The sequence below is a fragment of the Nostoc parmelioides FACHB-3921 genome (assembly GCF_014696625.1).
Lineage (GTDB): Bacteria > Cyanobacteriota > Cyanobacteriia > Cyanobacteriales > Nostocaceae > Trichormus > Trichormus parmelioides.
In genome coordinates, this window is the sequence record NZ_JACJQL010000067.1 from 13,344 (window position 1) to 31,509 (window position 18,166).

Consider the following 18,166-nt stretch of genomic DNA (forward strand, 5'->3'; position numbering starts at 1 on the left):
GTGAAAGGTTTTAAAGAAAAAGGTTTTGAAAATGGTGGGCGATGCCCACTACTTGAATTGATGCTCAACTCTACAGTTTTAAGGTAGTAAATCAAATGATTCAGTACAAAGATTTCGCGCCTCGGATTACTGAGCGGGGGCCCTTCGGCGGAGCTTCCGAGTATGAATCCTTCTCTGAGGTTGTAAGTGAGGTCAATCAATGGATCGAAAATACAACGATACAGGTAATCAATGTTGAAACTGTTGTTTTACCCGATCGGATTGAAGGCACAGGTGATGATGTCTACGGAGTGACGACCAGTAATGCTTTCCACCCAGTGATGATCAGTCAGGGTCTTGCAATCAATTGCTTTCAATGTGTGCGTGTTTGGTACCGAGAATAAGCTTCACCGGAGAAGAAATGATGCAACGATCTACCTTGTTTACTTTCCTGTATCTGGCGCTCGGAGTTTGCCTGACGGCGATCGCGTTTGGATACCCAAACCTGCCTTCGGGTCTTCAAACCAGCTTGTTGATCAGTGCAGGAGCGTCCTACATCACTTGTATTTTCGAGCCATTTTTGCGGGAGAGGACAATCCGCTTCTATCGCCGCCGCAATTCATCGATCATCCTATCCTCGTTGGTGATTGGATTCATTATTATTTGGATGATTTGGCAGGTTCAAAGTCAGAACTGGACAATGGAAGCCATTTTACAGGTGCTTCCGTGGCTAATAGGTATTTTACTATATGCTGAAAACATTGTGATTATAAGGCAAGTGAATTCTGAACATTAGTGTCTAAATCGAATGGCACGCTCGTTAAGACACAGCCCTTGCCCAGGCTGGGAACCCATTCTGGGAGGCTCTGCCTCTTCCCTCATGGTGGCAGAACCAACGATCGCCCTGGATTTACCCCTGAAAGTACTGGCTCATGAAGCGACTGACGGCAAGGTGTGGGTGAGTTACAACGATCCTAATTACTTAAAACAGCGATTTTCTCTCTCGGATGAGTTGGTGAAAAATATCGCTATCATTGCACCTTTAATCAATGAAGCACTTAGTTCCGTCGATCACAAATAAGTTGCAGAATTAGCACGCGATCGCACCTTGGCGTTTTTGAAACAGCATTGTAGTAGCAATCGAGTAATGTCAAACTCATTAATTTTACAACACTCATGAAAATATTTGCGTTCTTCCTGGCTCTGCCAATCAGTATCTTAGCTAATTTTTCCTTAAGAGCTTCTGCTGATTCTACTGCTGGCATCATCCTGAGTACAAAATGCCAGGGTGGGTACAACATCAATATTTGGCAGAATTATACGAACGGTGAACTGCTTTATCGCGCAACCAGTGCCAACGGTAATTTAAGTTTGAATAAAGGAACTAGCCAAGCAACAGAAGGTGTTCGAGTGTATAAGTTTCGGAATGGAATTTATCAATATTGGGTATGGGATGGCACGTTGGATAACCCGCAGTCTGGAACTTTAGAGGTGTATAAAAACAACCGTATCTTGATGAAGCAAGCTTGTAGAAAAAGTTGAATGAATGGCACGCTCGTTAAGACACAGCCCCTGCCCTGACTGGTTTCCAGTCTTAAGACTGGGAACGAGACTAAACAAGCCTTTGGGCTTTTCTTAGTGCCATTCGATTTGTACTCTTAATGTCACAGTAGTAGTAATTTTGGTTTTGGCTTGCTCGTTTCAATTAAAGTATCTAATGAACGAGTAAGCTTTTTTTACCTCCAAAAATTTTTTAGAACATCTCTGCTTTCTGGCACTTTCTTTTCTGCTACTTATTTAATGCACACAAACACGCTTATATGTATTAATTAATGCTATTACTGTGGACTTGGGCAACACAACCTGTAGCCCTGATTCTGTAATGCTTTGAGCTTTTCTTAGTGCCATTCGGCTCATATCGCTCTTTATTAGTTATTAAAACAGTGACAATTGCTCCATCTTAGTATTACTTTCAGTTGAATTTGCTGTAACAGGGTGTTTGTTGTTATTTGAAGACTTCTTACCCCATCCCTCTTTCGCCGCGTGTTTGACTACACGAGAACGAATATCAGCAGCCAGGGGTTCATAATCAGATCGGATTTTGTCATACGAAACCGGAGTTGTACCAATCTTCTCCCACAGGTTTTCGTAATTGAAATTCTTGAAAGGTCTGTGTCTGACAAGGGCATCATAACTTGCCCAGAGGTAAACATCTGTCCATTGGGATGATAGCGGCGCTTCAAAAGCAATTGGCATCATCAGTGCAACAACTTCGCTACTAGAGGCGAGTTTACCTACTTCTCCCTTGTCTATCTCTTGTAAAGCTGCATCTAATCTATCAACTGCGATCGCACACCAAACCCAAGTGGGAACTGACTGTTGCCAGCCGTTCTGGTGAGTGACAATTGGCCCGGCGATGTATTGAACAATTTCACGACTTGCTCCTGCTAGATCGAGTAGGCTGGCGGTTACAGCTTTGTTAATCCCTTGGCTGGTTAGTAACTGAAGTATCTTTCTAGTGCTAGGGTTTAATATTTCGCTGGTTTTTTGGTTTTTACTGTTGCGGATGGTTTCTTCGACATCGAATAAACTGTGTTGCTGGTTCATATCTTTTATGTGTAAACAAATACTGCCAGCTAGAAATACTTCTAACTGGCAGTGCTTTTTGATAATGAGTGGGTTTTGTTATGGCAGAAGTAGGCTATCCCAAACGCTTCTGGGCGTAACGTGATGCAGCAATTGCTGTCTTGCTTGGGTGAATTTAGCTAGTAGCTTAGTACTTTTTAATTTCTGCCACCAGTTGTATTGCAGATAGGTAAGCAACCATAACTGCGTCTGGTGATTCCAGCTTGAGATGGAGTTACTCAAACTGAGTGCCTTGAGGATATCGTCAGGAGGTACTTCCAGTTGACTTGTGATTTCTTGTGAGATGGAAGCTAACATTTTAATATTGGCGATCGCTTGACCAGGACTGCCCGAACTGATAGCTAGTATTTTTTCTGTTACCTCAATTTGTTGGTCTTTAAGGACAGAAATAACCTCCTCATCAGTTAACCTTTGGAAAGGTATGATTTGACACCTACTCTTGATAGTGGGTAATAGCTTTTGAGGATAGGATGATATCAGAATGAACGTTCCAGTTTTGGGTTCTTCCAGCGTCTTGAGAAGTTTGTTAGCGGCAGTAGGGTTAAGCATATCTGCTTCGTGGATAATTACTACCTTTTGCTTGCCCTCGACTGCACTAGTTGAAAAAAATTCAATTACCTCGCGCACTTGTTCTACTCGGATAGCAGGTACACCTTTCTGCTGGGAGGTGTTTTCGGTATAGGTTGGTTTGATTTGTAAGATGTCTAGATGTTTAGATTCTCCTGCGTTCGCGGAGCGACTTCCTCTTGAGAGTATTGCATTTGCAAATGCCAGAGCAGTTTTTCCTTTGCCCACTCCCTCAACTTCGCTGCTAAATAGATATGCGGGAGCAATTTGATTATGTTCAATTGCTTTAGTTAGTAGAAGTTTGGCGGTATGCTGTCCGATGATTTCTGTAAATAAGTCGTTTTTCATCAAAACTCCTGGGTCTCTTACCCCATGCTAGAAGCACGGCTTTACATGGAATGTGGTAAAATGTGAGGCATGGAAAAAGCCTACCATTACCGTTTTTACCCAACTGCCGAGCAAGAACAAATATTGCGCCGGACAATTGGTTGTGTACGGTTGGTGTTTAACCGAGCATTGGCAGCGAGAAACGAGGCTTGGTACTCTAGGCAAGAACGAGTAGACTACGTTCAAACCTCTGCAATGCTGACGCAGTGGAAAAAACTTGATGACCTCCAGTTTTTAAATGAGGTTAGCTGTGTACCACTGCAACAAGGATTGAGGCATCTGCAAACGGCTTTCAGTAACTTCTTTGCTGGTAGGGCAAGATACCCTAACTTTAAAAAGAAGCGTAGTGGTGGCAGTGCAGAGTTCACTAAGTCTGCTTTTAGGTGGAAGGATGGACAAGTTTACTTGGCAAAGTGTTCTGACCCATTGCCAATTAAATGGTCTAGACAACTTCCCAAAAATTGTGAACCCACAACTATCACGGTTAGACTTGAACCCTCTGGACGCTGGTTTGTGAGTCTCTCGATCAACGATCCGGCTGATGAAATCATGCAACCAGTTGATAGTGCTGTAGGACTGGATGTTGGGGTTAGTTCTCTTGTTACCCTGAGTACGGGTGAAAAGATTGCTAATCCCAAGGCGTTTAACAAGCACTATCAAAAACTGAGGAGAGCGCAAAAGTCTTTGAGTCGCAAACAAAAAGGTTCTCGTAACAGAGATAAAGCTAGACTCAAAGTCGCTCGGATTCAAGCCAAAATCTCTGATTCTAGAAAAGACCATTTGCACAAACTGACAACTCGACTGATTCGTGAAAACCAAACGATAGTGGTTGAGGACTTGATAGTTAAGAACATGGTCAAAAATCCCAAACTCGCCCGTGCTATCAGCGATGCTGCATGGTCGGAGTTGGTGAGGCAACTGGAATATAAAGCCAAGTGGTATGGTCGAAACTTGGTAAAAATTGACCGATGGTTTCCTAGCTCTAAACGCTGTGGACATTGTGGTCACGTTGTTGAAAAACTGCCGTTGAATATCCGAGAGTGGGACTGTCCCAACTGTGGGACGCACCATGACCGGGACATCAACGCAGCTAAAAATATTTTGGCGGTGGGACACACCGTTACAGTCTGTGGAGCGAACGTAAGACCTGCTAGGCATAAGTCTAAAGGGCAGTTGCGAAAATCCAGTCATGGAAGGAAACAGAAACTCAAGTCGTGAGTCTTGGGAATCACCGCACTTTTAGGGCTGTGAGTATGTCAAATCGTGCAAATTTCGATAATTCGGCTAGTTAAATTGTTAGTGCCACTTTTGAGTTCCGTTTCGAGTTGTAAAAGTAAGGTAAGGCTGTTTTTCAGTTTCTTAACGCCTATAAACTTGATTTCATCTTTGAGGTAATACAATCTTTTAGGGTTTTTCAATTCGGCTATTTCTGCAATCTTCATGTCAGATAATTTAGCTTCTATGCCAGCTTTAGTTATTAGCCAAGTGCGAAAAATTGACGTAAGCGTTGCTACTATTCTGAGTGGATGTTCATTACTATCTAGTAGTTTATCCACCTGCGCTATTGCCAAGTTTAAATGATTTCTTAACATAGCCATAGTAAGCTTTTGGTAGTCAGTATTGTGATTGCTAACTAATTGTTTTATCTCCTCAACGGAAATATTTTTTTCACTTGCATAAATAGCAAGTTTAGCAAATTCGCTATCGGCTCTTGCAGTGTTATTACCAATTGCTTCAACCAAATAATCAGTCACATCCGGTGTAAGTTTAACTTGATGGATAGCTGTATACTTCCCTATCAAATTAACTATCCCCTTTTTATCCCAACAAGGAACGAGAGGAAACTCTTCTTGTTGAGCATATTTTAAGATAGTTTTCACTACTGTTCTGCGGGAATCTGGCTTTTTGTTACTAGTAATTAAAAGAATGTTACTTGCAGGTATTCGAGAAAGTTGATTTTCAAGTTCTTGGTTATTATCCTCATTTGATAAACTTCCAATTAAATGATCGCTATCTGTATGAACAATTTTATTACCCTCTCCAAAGGGTAACGTCATAACCTCAGTAAAAACCTTGGTAGCAATATTTTTCTCATTTCCAGATAGCTTGATGTAGTTGAAAGCTTTCCATTCAGCATGAACATTTTGATTCACCAAATGGTTTATTTTTTGATTGAGCGAATAGGTATCTTCGCCGTAGTATAGGTATACTGGCATTATGGATTAGATAAACATCTAATTATCATGCGTTAGTCATAAGCAGTGGTTAAAAAAAGAAGAGTTAGTATTAAATCTTTCTGCTTGGTATTTATTATGTAGTGACTAGTAAATACCTCACTTAAGTTTGTACTGGTTGTACGAAATTTTGAATTGAGTCTTTATCAATATGGTGATCTACTGGTTTATTACTCAAGTATTTGCGCCAAGAATCTAACTGTTGAAGATACTCTATCACTGCTCCGAAAAACTTATCTAAACTTACTCAAACTTATTGATTGGCTTAGTGTTTTCTTCCTGCTTCGACCAAGGTAGAAGGCTACTTCTTGTCCACAGGCGTTGAGTTAAGGTTGAGCCAACCTTACTTTATTGGGTGGGGCATTTTCAAGGTTAATGGATGCGTTTTCATCTCGACATTGAATATGCCCACAACTTTTGCAATGAAAAACCCTTTCGGACAAATTCATTGGTTGAATATGATGACATTTACAGCACATTTTAGAACTAGGATACCATCTATCGACTAATTCGACTTTTGTGCCGTAGAAAGACTGCTTATAAGTTAATTGGCGACGAATTTCATAAAAGCAGTTGTTGCTAACAGCAGCAGCTAACTTGCTGTTAGCAATCATCCCTTGGACATTTAAGTCTTCAATACGAATTATGTATGCTTTACGACTTAAATCGGTTGTCATCTTTTGTGTCGTATCTCGCCTAATATTGGCAATCCGAGCGTAGATTTTAGCTGACTTATTATACAACTTGTGAGCGTTCTTGGAGGCTTTGATGTTGAGTTTCTTGTTTCCTAGGACTTTATTACGATTTCGCCACTGCAATTTACTCAGCTTGGTTTTCGCTTTTTTTATGGTAATTGGCATGGCATAAGTTGTGCCGTCAGAACAAACTGCTAAAGTCTTTACTCCCAAATCTACGCCAATCTTTTCTATGGTGTGAATAATTGGTAGGATTTTTTCGGCATCCAGAACGAATGATACAAACCATCTATCCGCAGTTCTTGAAATGGTGAATGTTTGCGAACTACAAATAAAGTCAATTGCCTCCTTTAATCGAAATGTTTTAATTCCTGGTAGGGTAATTTTCTTTCCTCGATTAATCACAACTCTATTGGTAAATGGTAGTGCTGGCTTACCCTTTTCGAGGTAAACTCCAGAGGTTTTATAAACAGTAAATGAGTCTCCTTTCTTTTTGGTTTTCTTGACTGGGAAACCCGTCAATCCCTTGCGCCAGCGACTAAAAGCATTTTTCAAATCTTGAAAAGCTGATTGATACACCGTGGATGGATATTTTCTCATCCATGCGTACTCCGGCTTGTTCATTGTGATTTGAGTAAATACTTTTTTGATGGTATCCAGTCGTTTTGAATCACCAGCTTTTATGCCTTCAAAATCCCAACTGGCTGTGATTAAATCTAGAGCATAGTTGTAAACAAACCTCTTAAATCCTGCTATACCACGCATAAGAGAGCGTTCGTTGTTATTTAGTTTTAACTCTCTTTTTAAAGCGTACATCGCTATACTTGCTTAAACTTGTTTACGCGAGAACTATAGCTATTATTATGCACACGGATCAACACATTCATTCTACAATCTTTTTTACCTGATTTTAGACTTTTAGCTATAGCTAGATAGGATTCATTGTAAATCCGTTGATTACCTAATATTTTATCAGCAATTAGCTTGTTTTATTTTTCCCAATTTTCTATATTTGTAGTATGAATTTGAACACTAGTCTCTGATAAAGGAAGAGTATATTGAAGAAATTTTTTAAGTTTTTTGGTTTTAGTATTTCTCCTTTTTGGTTTAATGATAACTGGGTTGTTTGGTTGTGGAACTTCGTAACATTGGGGGAGTTCTAGAGAGAGTTGACCTGTTAAGTGCCATGATGCACTTCGTTTTTCTGGTGGGGTAATGCGATAAGAAAACTCAGCTGTTTTCCTGGGATCGCCAGACTTTCTTAGTTTAACCCACATGTTGTAGCTGATAATTCCTTGGATGTAAGTTTTTGGGTCTAATATTACTGGGTTTGTGTTTTCCCACCACTCAATTTGAACTACGCGATCGCCATCCAATTCGTAGATAGTTCTAACTCTGGCATTAGGATGAGACGAAAGGAATGAGTTTACCCAAGCCCTTTGCTTTTTATTAAGCCTGGGCTTGCGAGAAGAGGATTTGTTTTTCATTAGTTACAGACAAATCAGAATGTATGAATTTGAAAAACCTTTATATTTAGTGCCTTCAAAATTTACCTAAAATCTCAACTTTGTTCATTTAGAAAAGAGATAACTGACGCTTGTTACTTTCTAGTGTTGCAGGAGCAGCTATTTTGAGAATTTCTTCTCGCCTTTTCTCAATCAAGTGAAGATAGTATTGACGTGAATAATTCTCATTACTACTGGTATTAGTTATGCCGCTAATTCCGTAATAGTAAGTGACTACATCTCCAGGTTTCCCTAGTTTAAGGATTTCTTTTTCGCCCTCTTTAATTTTGCGTGTGATTGCAAGTTTTTCTTTTGGATATTCCCTTGAGAAAATCTGGGATTTGATGTGTACATAATAATCTTCTGCTGCTGATACATTTTGAATTAGCAGGGTTAAATACTCAATAGAAAACTCTTTCTCCAGTTGAGAGCGATCGCGGTTGCGCCAGTTGCCTTTAGTGATAATTTTCCCGTCTGGAAGCCATAAAAGGTAATTTTTGGTTCCCCGTTCGGGGATAAACATAGCGTCAGCGATAAACTCTAGCTTGACAGTTATCCCTTTAGGCAATTGAGATTGAAGTAAACTACGTACCTCTTCTGGGTTGGGATGGGTGAAAAACACTCCATCGGTGTCAACTTCCACAGGAGTACCACCGTGCTGAGTGATAATTTCAATCATTAGCTTGAGTACTTTTCGACTGTAGGCTGTAACTAATGCAGCAGCCTCCATATCATTGAACGCGAGTTCAGACGTGCCGAAGAATCCAAACTCAGAGTTAGCTAAAACCTTGACTGATTCTCTTTTTTCCTTAGCAGCAACATCTCCAGCAGATGCAAGTTGTTCCAACCTGAATTTTTCATTCACCAAATATTGCAGAATACTTAGTCCAATACGTTCTGTATCTTTAATTGAGCAAATACCCTTGTCTAGCATTGCCCAAGGGTGCATTGAGCTAATATCTGCATATCCAACCCTTCTATACAGTCCAGGAATAGAGTAAGCCATTCCTCCCTGAAATTTGTACTTGCGATCAGGTTTTGGTTTATAACCTGGATAATGATGCTCAAATATTCGCTCCCATTTAGTACCATTACCAGCAAGTGTTAGCTGCTGGAGGTTCATTTCCGGTACAATTAGTGCTTCGTAATAGTATGAGGGTACAAGTCTATTCGCAATTAGCCGGGTGTCTTCGAGGTCGTAAATAAGATACTCTTTCAGGCGTTTCCACCCCTTACTGTTGGGGCCATCTTTCCAACAAGCGAGGATTTCCTCATAAGGAAGAACTAGCCTAGTGTTCTGGCGCAGTCCCATGTCCAATACAGCCTTTTTGAGCGATCTGCCGTTAGTTAGCTTTTTGGCTATGAAATCCCACCTGAGAACGCATATATAAATATCTACGTGTTGGCTATTTCGGATGAATACCTCCTGAATTTTTAGTGGCTCGCCCCGTACTTGGGCAGTACGAATAGTCCGAGATTTGGATGCAACTTTAAATGGGTGTTTTATACCGTGCAAGTTGCATCGAGTAATAATAAATGGAATATCAAATGCCATCCCGTTATATGTGAAAATGACATCTGGAGTTCTTTTACTGAGATGGTTGATAAATTTGGTCAGTATTTTAGCTTCTGAGATATCCATGAAAATAGTAGAATATCCCCTTGAATCCATACAGCCAATAGCATAAATCCGCCTTTCAAATGGGTTTATTCCTGCCGTTTCGATATCAACAAATATTTGTGAAAGTTCCTGATACGGCTTGAGTTGTATTTTGGGCTGCCAAGGTTTAATTGGAGTAGTATCTTTCCAATAAATGTTTAGTTTATCTTCATCGACAACGATTATTCCTCTAGATTTTTTTACAAAATCTCTGTGGTTATAATTCATTAATTAGAGATTTTCCTAATTCATGTTGATATTAATTTTTGACTATCAACTTAACTGCGTATGCTGCTGTGGTAGTAAATGTTAATTTAATTGGTTATTTGATTGAATACACAAAGAAATATAGGGTTATAACCATAGCTATAACCCTCCTTAAAGTTAAGCTTGCTGTAATTGTTTTTGTTGCAGCTTTTGAACAGCTTCTACCCAAGCAGGGGCTTTTTTACCATTAATAGGTGTCAGCTTTTGCCAGTGTTCTTGTAACTGCGCTTGTGTTAAGTGGGGTAACTGTTCCTTGCCCCAGTTAATCGCATCTTGGGCAGTTTTCCAATCTTTCCAGGGTTGTGATTGGTGACTACCCTTGTTGGTTGGAACTATCTCGATAAGTGTAGCTTCTAACCAAAGGTGCGCGTCTTCATCCCGCATGAGATTTTGGCGTGCTATTAAGATTGCGATCGCATTTCGGATCTGGTCGATATTCCACAACTGCGAGATACTTACTAATTCCTCCCAGGTGTCCTCTTCTAGCTGTGTAAGATGTCTGCCATTGGGATTAGTTTTGCACACAAGTAAGTCTTTGAGGAAGTTGACAAGACTTGTATGGATAGCAGTTGGCTGTTTACCAGATTCAATCCAATCTTGAAGGATGCCTAAATTGCCCGTAATTTCTCCTTTGATGATATTTTCACAGACGGTGAGTAGATCGTATTCGGGAATAGTGCCTGATAGTTCCCAAACCCAATTAGAGGTAATTTCCTCTTCACCTAGTAAGGTTAACTGATCTAATAGTTTGAGTGAGTCGCGCAGATGTCCCTTGTTTGCTTTAGCTACGGCGGTAACTGCTGATGGCGCAATGTTGATACTTTCTTGGTGAGATATTTGTTCTAGGTAGCTTGCAACTAGCGAGACAGGAACTCTCTTAAAGTCAAACTTTTGGCAACGGGAGACAATGGTTTCTGGAACTTTGTGTAACTCGGTTGTGCAGAAGATAAATACTACATGACGGGGAGGGCTTTCAATGGTTTTGAGGAGTGCTTGCCACGATTGGCTACTTAGGGCATGACATTCATCAATAATGAATATTTTGAATCTGCTTTCCACTGGTGCAAACTGGATAGTGGATATAAGCTCTCGGATCAGTTCTACTCCACTATTGCTTGCTGCATCCAGTTCGGTTACATCAACAGAAGAAGATGCTGTAATTCCCTTGCATGAATGGCATTCTCCACAGGGCTTGGTTGTTGGCTCATTGCTTGATTGACAGTTGAGGGATTTAGCGATGATGCGGGCGGTACTGGTTTTACCTGTACCTTTGGGGCCGCTAAATAGGTAAGCAGGTGCAATCTTTTGGAGAGCGATCGCATTTATGAGAGTGCGAACGATATGTTCTTGCCCAATAACTTCACTAAGAGTCTGGGGACGGTATTTGAGATGTAGTGGTTGGTACATAGTTTTGATGATTAAAAGTGTTTTATTTACTCCTTACCAACTGCACTGATAAGGAGTTTAATTTTTTAAGCAGTCGCCACTTCTTTTTTCGGTCGTGACGAGCGTGAGGTTGACTTACCTTTAGTAGTATCTTTTGCTACTAAAGATGGTGTTTCTGTTTCAGAATTTTCACTATCATTTGTTGCCTGCGCTATATCTGTTACTTCTTCAGTGCTAGGCTCAGGTTGAGTGCTGGCTTCTGTCTTTGTACTTTGGTTATTTAGCTTTTCAAACCCCTGCTTAATTTCTACTGGCATTACCAGATACAGCTGATTGAGCAGTCCTCCCATTGGGCATATAATGACTGGTTGCGTAGGTTTGTTACACCGCACCACGATTTCGTCAGTACTGATGTGCTTTAATCCTTCGAGAAGGTAGTCGATATTTAATCCAATACTGATGTTTTCTGAATGACTAGTTGCTGGTTTCATCAGTACCGAGTCAACTGCATCCCCGATATCAGTAGCTTCGGTGTAAAGTGTTGCCTGTGTAGCTTCCAATTCCCAGAGAATTTTGACAACCTTTTGCTTGCGTTCAGCTAGATAACTTACCCGCTTCAGTGCGCTCTCAAATCCCTTGCGTTCTAATGTAAATTCATACTCAAATGTTCTGGGAATCAAACTATTGATTTTGGGGTATTCTCCCTCTAAAAGTCGGGAAATGACCTTTGTATTAGGAAGACTAAACTCAATAGTTTTATTTGATAGAAGAATATTGCACACGCTTGTATCGGCACTTTGAGAGAGAATTTTGTTTAACTCGCCAAGTGACTTACCTGGAACAGTAAAGTCAATTGGGTCAGAATATTCGCTATCAAGTATTCCTGTGACTAGTGCTAATTTGTGACCATTTGTACTAGCAGCTTGCCACTTATTGGTATCAATTTTGAAGTTGACACCAGTTAAAACTAACTTTGTTTCGTCACCATTGGTGCAATAGAGTGTCCCTTCAAGTGCAGCTTGGAGTTTCTTGGCACTTAAATTTACTTCTATTGGATTTTCTCCCTTGGGAAGAGTTGGAAACTCGTCAGGTTTTCCACCAATCAGACGGCATTTACCGCTATTGTGAGTAATTATGCAGGCTTGGTTTTCTACCTCTAAGGTAATTTCTCCTCTGACATTGTTAATAGTGTCAGTTAATAGTTTGGCTGGTAGTGCTACCTGACCTGACGTTTCTACATTAGCGGTCGTTGTAGTATGAATTGTAAGGTTAAGGTTTGTTCCTGTTGCTGATACTATCCCATCTTCATTTGCTATCAGTAAGATATTTCCTAAAATTGGATCAGTGGGCTTAGAACTAATTGCAAGATAAGCGGTTTCTAGAATTTCTGCGAGTTTAGATTGTTCAATGTTTAGTTTCATTTGTTACTTTGCTTTTAGTAAATGATGTTTTAACGGGTGCTATTTCTAGCACCCTTTTCGGTTACATGAGATAGTTGTTTTAGTAGGGCAGTTCTTCCATCTCAGTACTGTATGCTGTATAAGCTTGACCTACTGTACTAGGAGGAAGTGCTGCTACTGGAATATCAGCTGCACCTACCAGGCGATTATGTTCTGCTACAACAGTTGATGTTTTACCGATGCGGTGAGAGAATTCGGGGTTTGCCTGCATTGTTGTTTGGATATCGATTTCTTTGCCTTCTGAGAAGAATTCGAGAAAATCGCTTCCATCAGGGTTTGGTGATTTGTAGGAAGTGACAACTGCTACCCAAGATTTATCTCTTTGGTTGACTGCTTCTTTAGGTTCCAGAGATGGTGTAAAAGTGGGTTGAAATACACCAAGACGATGAAACTCTGCACGTTTTTCAGCGACAGTTGTATCAGTAAATCGGGCGAATGCAACCTCTAGTTCGCGTTGGAACTGTTTATAAGCCTCGCCAAATTTTGACGATGCAACGCCTTTAATTGATAGGACAATTGGTACTGAGTGCAGGTTATGATTATTTTCATCAACAAGTTGCAATAAGTAGAACCTTCTCAATACTGCGGCATCTTTGCCAAGTGCTTGGTACATTTCGTACCCATCAGGTGATTCGTACACTCCTACAATCTTGCCGTCATCGCGCTGTTCAATATATCTAGGAGAAACATCAAGAATGTGCATCCTGGGCGATTGCAACAACACTCCCATTTCTGGCGTGCCGCTAGAGAAGGTGTGCTTGTGTGTAGGTTCTTGTCCTTGCCAGTTAATTGCTGCTAAGTATTTATCTTTGATAAACAACCCAACTTTTTCTGCTTCCATGTGATTGATGACTTGGCAGATGCAGATATTACTAATCGGCGCATTGTACTCAGGATTTGCAAATTTAGAAATAGCTAATTTACGCTTTTGTATGTTTGTATTATTCTGAACTGTTTGTTCAGGGGGTTCAGACTGGGATACTGTGCTTTCTTCAGTAGCAGAATTAGTAGGCTTTGTTTGATTTCTTGCCATAATTTTAATTAATGGAAATCAATATTTAATGCGTAAAGCAAAAAGTCGTTGTAAAAAATAAAAGTCGTCTGTTATTAAGACGACTTGAAAAATTGATTGATACTTAGTTATTTAGATAAACTTTTCATCATACTCTCCCCTTAAGCCTGTAAAGCTGTCAATGCAAGTATCTTCCTGAATAATTTCAGTTTTGGTATTTATAAGTGTCTGGTATATTTGCTGAAGACTGATGATAATTTGTCCAAGAACAGATGTGTTTTCAGTTGTGAAAGTCAGTGACACAGATGCCATGCTTGAATTATGAATTGCAACTGTTTGTTCTTCAGGAGATCCATAACTGGTTATTTGACTGTCTTTACCAGGAATAAATCTATAAGAAGCAATAGTTTCAATTGCCATATTTATCTCCTTGTTCGTTGGGGTTTGATTTCAAGCATTTTATTACTAAGTTTGGTGATATTACTGACATTCCAACCAGCAAGCTTGCACTTATTAAGTGCTACTTCTAACTCTTGCTGTGTAAGGATTTTGTATCTCATATATTGTCCCCATATAGGGAAAATATACGTTACATATTTAGTTTTATCAATTTGGCAGTATGCCATGCGCTTGTAGTACACTATGGTTTAATGAGTTTAATGATTCTGGTAGCTACGTTTGTAGGGTTATTTGAACTCAAAAAGGCATCTTTATCTACCATTTCTACATAGCTATTATTGGCTTGTAGCCAGTTTTTGAAGGTTTTGTACTTACGATTGAAGAAAACTGATTCAGGTATGACTGAAACTAATACGCCACCCATTACGAGTAACTTCCAAGCCTGGTAGATATGTTGGACAAGTTCACAAAATGGAGGATTCATGATACAGGCATTGTATAAATGCCTGGGGTTAAACTCCAGAAAGTTTTTCCCTACGAGATTAAATCCTTTGAATTCTAGAATTTGTCGTAAATCGTAATTAATCTCAACCACCTCTAGTTGAACATTAGGATAGGTATCAGTGATATACTCAGCAATATTTCCACTACCAGCACTAGGCTCTAAAATTTGCCAATTTGGTTTAATATCTGCCAGTTGAACAAGCCGTTGACAGACTAGTTTAGGAGTAGGGAAGAAATCTCCATCTTTCATCCCAATGATTTCTAACTCAAGCTTATTGAGTAGTTGCTTGGTAGTATCAATTGCTTCAGGTTTTACTACCTGTTGAATTTCTGTTATTGCGGATATGATTTCGCTTGGTGTATGTAATCCGGCGCGGCTCAAAGACTTTACGCAGTCTTGGTAATATTCGCTTGCTAATTTTTCTTGGACTTTCTGAATTGTTTCTCCCATTTGGGAAATCCTAAATAAGGCTTCTACTTGCGATTTGTGAGATATACCGCGTAGTATTGGTGGGATATTTCCTACTTCCCACATTTGTGCGATCGCAAATAGCCAAGACTGGATAATCTCAAGTTCAATTCCTTCTTGGATTATTCCTTGAGCTATAGTTTTACGACGCTTTGTCGCCCTTTGATTTTCAATAGCAGGATTTTTCTTTTGGTCGATTGTTGGCTGCATGGAAGCAGCTAAATTACGGAGGAATTCTGCTTTTTCTAAGTTGGGAATATTAAAAATATCTGCTATGGGTGAATTATCATCGTTGTAGGGTAGATTTAGTAGAGATAGTTGCATTGCTTGATTCCTTTAAATCTTTGACGGCGCATTCAAGAATTAGGGAGGTTGGTACATTCCAAGCTTTTACCTCCCATTCAGTAGCTAATCGTTCTGAGTGACGGACAACTGCACTACTACATTTGTTTTTTCTGACAAGCCAATCTCTAAACTTTTCGGCTTGTTCCTTGGTATCGAACCCGAAGTAGCTGGTTTTTCTATTTCCCAAGGGGTCGGTAATAGTTGCTACCCGACGCGAGAGAATATTGAGCGTCCAACCACTGTTAGGAGTGAGTTCGATTTTCGTGATATTTAATTCTGTTGGATTCATATTTCAACTTCAGGAATTGCTGCTAAATATTCCATAGTTGATATTTCTTTTGCTAACCATTTATCATGTGCTTCTTGAGGGGTCATTTTGTGGGCTAAAAGTTTTTTCTCCTTATCATCTTCTACAAAAGGAGCGAGTGTTTCTTCCAGCCTGGCTTGGAAATTCAAATGTTTATCTTCAGAATAAGTAAACTGGTAAATACTATCAGTGTTAACGAACAAGTAAACCAGGCTAATTTGTTCCAATGGTATTCCTGTTCGTTCGTGAAGGAGAAATAATCTCAGTTGAGTTTGCCATTTGTTCTCAAGAATTTCAAATTTAGGAGGTTTTTGAATTGTCCAGTCAAACCCAACTACTTGATTTTCACCGTAGATAATGAGGTCGCACTCGCTGTAGAGAAGAATATCGTGGTATAAATATTGAAATTGGGCGTTCCATTGTTTGTTGCCAGGAATATTTAGAAAAGGTTTTACCTTATCGACCCAGTTATTAATTTGGGGGTATGCCTTTAATAAAGCTTCGACTGGTAGCCCTAACCCAATTTGTTGCATAATGAGATGAAACTGACCGCCAGCAACTTCAGATTCACTTTTGACAGTTAGATTACGATAATTTATCGTTGATAAACATTCTGGATTCTGTTCAACTAGTTCAAGTGTTTTGTGATTAAAACGATTCATAAAAATATATCCCAAATTTAGTTTTTGGGATATATTTGCGTCAGCTATTTGTGGTAATTTGTTTGCGGAATATAGTATTTTTTGAGTTGGTCAATGCTTGTATATAAACTTCGGGTTGACATTGCTTTGAGGTCAAAATAACTAGCGAACTTTTTCAACCCCCCAGTGAGGGTTAATTCTAGTAGATACTGGGCTGCGATCGCACTCGTCATTTTATTGACGAATAGTGATTGATAATTCCGTGCTTGAATTTCTGCACATGAAAGGTTGTTGTCGCTAAGTTCTTCTGGCTGAGGAACTAGCAGTTCTGGGTGAACCAGCACCGGGGACGGAAGATGTAACCAGAATTGAGGTTTGTCTGGGTTATTGGAAGCTTGGACTATATCAAAATTAGAGTGCGTTCCAATTACTACTTGTCCAGAGTAGTTGCTGTTTCCACAATCCAGCCAAAATAGCGATGCTGGCTCATTTGCACTGTTGATTTTGAGAACAGAGTGAATTTTGCTTCTAGCTGTGCTGTTATCTACACAGCCAATGATTACCGTTAGGGTATTCCACCAACTGGCCGTGCGAATCATGTCTTCTTCAAACCAGTCGCAAACGGCTGTAATCTCTATTCCATACTTGGCACTGCATCTTGCAGCCAGTGTTTCTGCCTTTGGTAGCCCAATTTCAGCTTGTTGATAATTTTGGCGGCTGATATTCTTGAGTTCGACAGTATCGCCATCAACGATCGCAAAGTTAATTTCTTTTCTAGTGTGCTGGAGTTGCAGAATAATTCGACATAAATCTTCTGCAAGAAACCCGCCTGTTCCTCCTACTCCTACTAAGACGAAGTTGATACGAGTATGATTGCGAGGTAAGACGGGTAAAGCTTGTTGGTAAGTAGTTAATTCAAGCATTTTACCTGTGGCGGCAGTTCAAATATTTGATTGGGGTTGATGTCGAAAAAGTGATTGTATATCCCGATGCGGGTATAAATTGTGGGAATATTATTCAGCGTGCCAATGATTGCGAACACTCGAAATTTGCCTTTTTCTTCCTGATTGTCTGCACTTGAAGGATAAGCAGCTAGAGTTCCATGACTGTGTATTTCCACTATCCCATCTGTATAACTTTTATCGAGTGCGCTTTCTAAAGATAGGACGTGAGTAGAAGACGCAGTTTGCAGTGGCGTGTGACACCACCATTGGTAGTTTGTCACTCCCAAGTAGAATAGGATTTCCTGTTGGGGGTTGATACTGGCAGCATTGATAATATCAGTGATTACAAGGCTTGGGACTTTTGGGACTTTCAGGCGAAAGTAGGGTTCAAGGGGTTGGAGTCCAGCAACTTGAGTTTGGGCAATTTGCAAGCAAACCTCTAACTCGCGACGGTGCGATCGCAAGAAAAGCCCATTTGCTGCCAGCCAGTATTCCTGGAGTTTTTGACTGTAGGGAGGAAAGTTATTACTTGTAGCGAGGTGATAACCGATAAAAGGATTCATGCTTAACTGAACAAATGATTGATAATGTCTTCTGGGGTTGTGACTTTCCAGCTATGAACCGGAACAAGGTCACTTGAAGGGTAGGATTTTGTGACTTGAATGAAAAAATGAGCTTTTAGCTCACATTATGCTTCACGAAGCAGATATCCATTTTATACTTCGCAAAAATAGTGAAAGTAGAAAATTTATTTTTCCA

The 18,166-nt window shown here is 40.0% G+C and carries 20 protein-coding genes; 5 read left to right on the forward strand and 15 right to left on the reverse strand.

Translation table 11 applies throughout. From position 1 onward, the window contains the following. The first annotated feature begins 95 nt into the window (after nucleotides 1-95). From H6G14_RS26995 to H6G14_RS27010, 4 genes are all read left to right on the forward strand, one after another. Entirely contained in the window at nucleotides 96-383 is a 288-nt protein-coding gene (locus tag H6G14_RS26995) for a hypothetical protein (protein WP_190571297.1), read from the forward strand. A gap of 17 nt (nucleotides 384-400) precedes the next feature. Then, nucleotides 401-775, forward strand: coding sequence for a hypothetical protein (locus H6G14_RS27000; protein ID WP_242053807.1), 375 nt, complete (start codon nucleotides 401-403; stop codon nucleotides 773-775). Nucleotides 776-787: 12 nt separating this feature from the next. Further along, nucleotides 788-1,060: a DUF302 domain-containing protein gene (locus tag H6G14_RS27005; RefSeq protein ID WP_185569303.1), complete on the forward strand. Its 273-nt coding sequence runs from the start codon at nucleotides 788-790 to the stop codon at nucleotides 1,058-1,060. 95 nt (nucleotides 1,061-1,155) lie between these two features. Continuing rightward, nucleotides 1,156-1,521, forward strand: a complete 366-nt coding sequence (locus H6G14_RS27010; RefSeq protein WP_190571299.1) for a hypothetical protein — start codon at nucleotides 1,156-1,158, stop codon at nucleotides 1,519-1,521. A 393-nt stretch (nucleotides 1,522-1,914) separates the two neighbouring features. On the opposite strand, the gene H6G14_RS27015 is transcribed toward H6G14_RS27010, so the two are convergent. Beyond that, nucleotides 1,915-2,586 carry a hypothetical protein gene (locus H6G14_RS27015; protein ID WP_190571300.1) on the reverse strand — a complete coding sequence of 224 codons (672 nt, stop codon included), beginning with the start codon at nucleotides 2,584-2,586 and terminating at the stop codon, nucleotides 1,915-1,917. 78 nt (nucleotides 2,587-2,664) lie between these two features. Continuing rightward, nucleotides 2,665-3,540, reverse strand: a complete 876-nt coding sequence (locus H6G14_RS27020; protein WP_190571302.1) for a DNA polymerase III subunit delta' — start codon at nucleotides 3,538-3,540, stop codon at nucleotides 2,665-2,667. 69 nt (nucleotides 3,541-3,609) lie between these two features. On the opposite strand from H6G14_RS27020, the gene H6G14_RS27025 reads away from it, so the two are divergent. Next, a complete protein-coding gene (locus H6G14_RS27025) occupies nucleotides 3,610-4,797 on the forward strand; it encodes an RNA-guided endonuclease InsQ/TnpB family protein (RefSeq protein ID WP_190571304.1) in 1,188 nt (395 codons plus the stop codon). Between the two features lie 38 nt (nucleotides 4,798-4,835). Here the strand turns inward: H6G14_RS27025 and holA are convergent, their stop codons facing one another. From holA to H6G14_RS27090, 13 genes are all read right to left on the reverse strand, one after another. Beyond that, on the reverse strand, nucleotides 4,836-5,795 hold the full coding sequence (gene holA / locus H6G14_RS27030) for a DNA polymerase III subunit delta (RefSeq protein ID WP_190571307.1): 960 nt from the start codon (nucleotides 5,793-5,795) through the stop codon (nucleotides 4,836-4,838). 344 nt (nucleotides 5,796-6,139) lie between these two features. Next, complete coding sequence (locus tag H6G14_RS27035) at nucleotides 6,140-7,324, reverse strand: RNA-guided endonuclease InsQ/TnpB family protein (protein WP_190571309.1); 1,185 nt, start codon at nucleotides 7,322-7,324, stop codon at nucleotides 6,140-6,142. Between the two features lie 173 nt (nucleotides 7,325-7,497). Beyond that, entirely contained in the window at nucleotides 7,498-7,995 is a 498-nt protein-coding gene (locus H6G14_RS27040; protein WP_242053810.1) for a hypothetical protein, read from the reverse strand. An 88-nt stretch (nucleotides 7,996-8,083) separates the two neighbouring features. Continuing rightward, the gene (locus tag H6G14_RS27045) at nucleotides 8,084-9,901 is read right to left on the reverse strand and encodes a 3'-5' exonuclease (protein WP_190571311.1); all 1,818 of its coding nucleotides are present in this window, start codon (nucleotides 9,899-9,901) and stop codon (nucleotides 8,084-8,086) included. Between the two features lie 156 nt (nucleotides 9,902-10,057). After that, a complete protein-coding gene (gene dnaX / locus H6G14_RS27050; protein WP_190571314.1) occupies nucleotides 10,058-11,347 on the reverse strand; it encodes a DNA polymerase III subunit gamma/tau in 1,290 nt (429 codons plus the stop codon). A gap of 65 nt (nucleotides 11,348-11,412) precedes the next feature. Then, on the reverse strand, nucleotides 11,413-12,747 hold the full coding sequence (gene dnaN, locus H6G14_RS27055) for a DNA polymerase III subunit beta (protein ID WP_190571316.1): 1,335 nt from the start codon (nucleotides 12,745-12,747) through the stop codon (nucleotides 11,413-11,415). Between the two features lie 79 nt (nucleotides 12,748-12,826). After that, a complete protein-coding gene (locus H6G14_RS27060) occupies nucleotides 12,827-13,819 on the reverse strand; it encodes a DUF5895 domain-containing protein (RefSeq protein WP_190571318.1) in 993 nt (330 codons plus the stop codon). Between the two features lie 111 nt (nucleotides 13,820-13,930). Then, nucleotides 13,931-14,218, reverse strand: coding sequence for a hypothetical protein (locus H6G14_RS27065; protein WP_190571320.1), 288 nt, complete (start codon nucleotides 14,216-14,218; stop codon nucleotides 13,931-13,933). A gap of 220 nt (nucleotides 14,219-14,438) precedes the next feature. After that, nucleotides 14,439-15,494: a DNA methyltransferase family protein gene (locus tag H6G14_RS27070; RefSeq protein WP_242053812.1), complete on the reverse strand. Its 1,056-nt coding sequence runs from the start codon at nucleotides 15,492-15,494 to the stop codon at nucleotides 14,439-14,441. Then, on the reverse strand, nucleotides 15,457-15,804 hold the full coding sequence (locus tag H6G14_RS27075; RefSeq protein ID WP_190571322.1) for a hypothetical protein: 348 nt from the start codon (nucleotides 15,802-15,804) through the stop codon (nucleotides 15,457-15,459). The genes H6G14_RS27070 and H6G14_RS27075 overlap by 38 nt, the downstream gene beginning before the upstream one ends. Further along, the gene (locus H6G14_RS27080; protein WP_190571324.1) at nucleotides 15,801-16,484 is read right to left on the reverse strand and encodes a hypothetical protein; all 684 of its coding nucleotides are present in this window, start codon (nucleotides 16,482-16,484) and stop codon (nucleotides 15,801-15,803) included. The genes H6G14_RS27075 and H6G14_RS27080 overlap by 4 nt, the downstream gene beginning before the upstream one ends. 44 nt (nucleotides 16,485-16,528) lie before the next feature. Next, the gene (locus tag H6G14_RS27085; RefSeq protein ID WP_190571326.1) at nucleotides 16,529-17,386 is read right to left on the reverse strand and encodes a ThiF family adenylyltransferase; all 858 of its coding nucleotides are present in this window, start codon (nucleotides 17,384-17,386) and stop codon (nucleotides 16,529-16,531) included. Next, complete coding sequence (locus tag H6G14_RS27090; protein WP_190571327.1) at nucleotides 17,374-17,970, reverse strand: Mov34/MPN/PAD-1 family protein; 597 nt, start codon at nucleotides 17,968-17,970, stop codon at nucleotides 17,374-17,376. Before H6G14_RS27090 ends, H6G14_RS27085 begins: the two co-directional genes overlap by 13 nt. Between the last annotated feature and the right edge of the window lie 196 nt (nucleotides 17,971-18,166).